Here is a 1857-nt window from a genome sequence, read left to right on the forward strand (position 1 = left end):
CCCTGATGGTCCTGCAGGTAATAGTGGTACTTCTTGTCCGAAAGCGTAACATACCCCTCTTCCGTAAGAAGAAGCCTGGCAACACCGTTTTCATAGACCACATTGCCGCAATACACAGTAGGAACCGGATTGCCCGAACCATCTGCCTCCTTATACATCATGCGCCGCTTGATGCCGTCGGCAGTATAGCCATGCTGTATGAAACCGCCGGAAGCAAAAGTGACGCCCGTTGGCAAATTTAATACATTATATTGAATGCTGCTAATTCCTTCGGTTAAATCTGAAAAAGGCTATCCTAACATGTAAGATATAGGATATCTGATGTTAGGATAGCGATTAAAAATCATTCTATTTGAGATAATCTACTCACATCAGAGCAAGATAACACCTCATATTTATCATTCTTTCTTAATGCAAATATAGATGGAGTTTCATTTTCATAATAAAGCCCTATACTACCGGTATGATGAAAATAGAAGAAGAATTGTTCCTTTGAGTTATATATAAAGTTTCCATAAGGAGCAATTCCTTTCATAATACAATCTAATGCAACAGATAGGTAAGTATCCCAATCATTACAGACACAACAGCCAGAATATCCTTTAGCAATATTCGAATCTTGCAAGATATGCAAATAAGATACCGTTTCTTTAGACAAAAATTGAGGGTCGTAGCAAAATGTATTCTCTTGAATATTCCAAGTATCTATGCAAAAGTCCCACCATGATGGACTAAAGATAGATAATTCATCTACAACTGTACCAAACAAATCACAAAATAGAGATTTCATGTCGTCAATGCTAACTGAATCTTTTTTTATGTATATTTCGATTTTATGCCCTTGAACATCAATACAAGAATCAGAATCAAACTTTACCCAACAGAATGGGAAAGATTCACCTTCTTGCATTTTTAATATCTGTTTTCTCATTTCGAAAGCTCCTTCCATGGGATAAAAATCCCTACATCACTTTTATGTTTATTAATTATGAAATTTCCATACTTATCAGCATCTTTATGCCATTCTAAGCCTTTATTTGTCTCTTTATAAACTTTATAAAAACTACCGCCATGCTTTGTCTGGTCTTTTACCCACCATAGCCCATCTGATTTACTTTTATAAAATAGACCTCTAATGGGATGTTTCATTACTTTAGAGGATCCTTGTTTGGTCAAACTCCATAATCCTCTAATTGTATTCAAATTTGACGTCTTTGCAAAACCAGGCAAAGGAGGGGTTCCCACCATTGGAGCAACACCCGTTATTACTCCATCTGTTCCTACCTTATATGTAAACCGCGTTTGTTCACTATGATAGGTAGAGCCAATATCTAAAAGATAATAACCCACATACCCCCAAAAGCCGGAAATTGGTTCTAAAGCTCTAGTCCCTACTTTTGTCAAAGCATTAGGTACAGAAACAGCCACCTCATCCAAAGCCACAACGTCCTTCTTCGGATCAAATTTATTCCAATCAACGTCCTTTACATCTACAGTATCAGTTCCCAACGGATCAATATAATTCAACGGATTATTTAAACAGTAAGTAAACGGGCTCGTTGAATAATAGTTTTCCGCAGACGGATCCACCGTCGTAAACCTCCCCAGCGCCGCATCATAATGCCTTGCACCGTAGTCATACCAGTTCAACCCTTTCTTCGCATCAAGCTCCTTGCCGTTGTACTTGTAAGGCTGCACATTGCCTGAACTTGCAAACACACCACCGAACGGATAGTAATGGTTCGTCTCCTCTACCGTGCCGCTCTGGTTGATGACTACCCGGTTATTACCCTGATGGTCTTTCAAGTAGTAATGATACTTGCTGTCACTCAAAGTAACATAACCCTCATCAGTCAG

2 protein-coding genes and 1 pseudogene are annotated in these 1857 nt (G+C 38.7%); all 3 read right to left on the reverse strand.

From position 1 onward, the window contains the following. Positions 1 to 236: pseudogene (locus tag BWI44_RS15635) on the reverse strand (hypothetical protein); the annotation flags it as partial. 107 nt (positions 237 to 343) lie between these two features. After that, positions 344 to 931 (reverse strand): hypothetical protein, encoded by a 588-nt coding sequence (locus tag BWI44_RS15640; protein WP_225982724.1) that lies wholly within the window; start codon positions 929 to 931, stop codon positions 344 to 346. Beyond that, positions 928 to 1857 (reverse strand): RHS repeat-associated core domain-containing protein (locus BWI44_RS15645; protein WP_286814973.1); only part of this gene is annotated, 930 nt, incomplete at its 5' end. The genes BWI44_RS15640 and BWI44_RS15645, both read right to left, overlap by 4 nt.

This window comes from Bacteroides sp. Phil13, assembly GCF_001940965.1.
Lineage (GTDB): Bacteria > Bacteroidota > Bacteroidia > Bacteroidales > Bacteroidaceae > Bacteroides > Bacteroides intestinalis.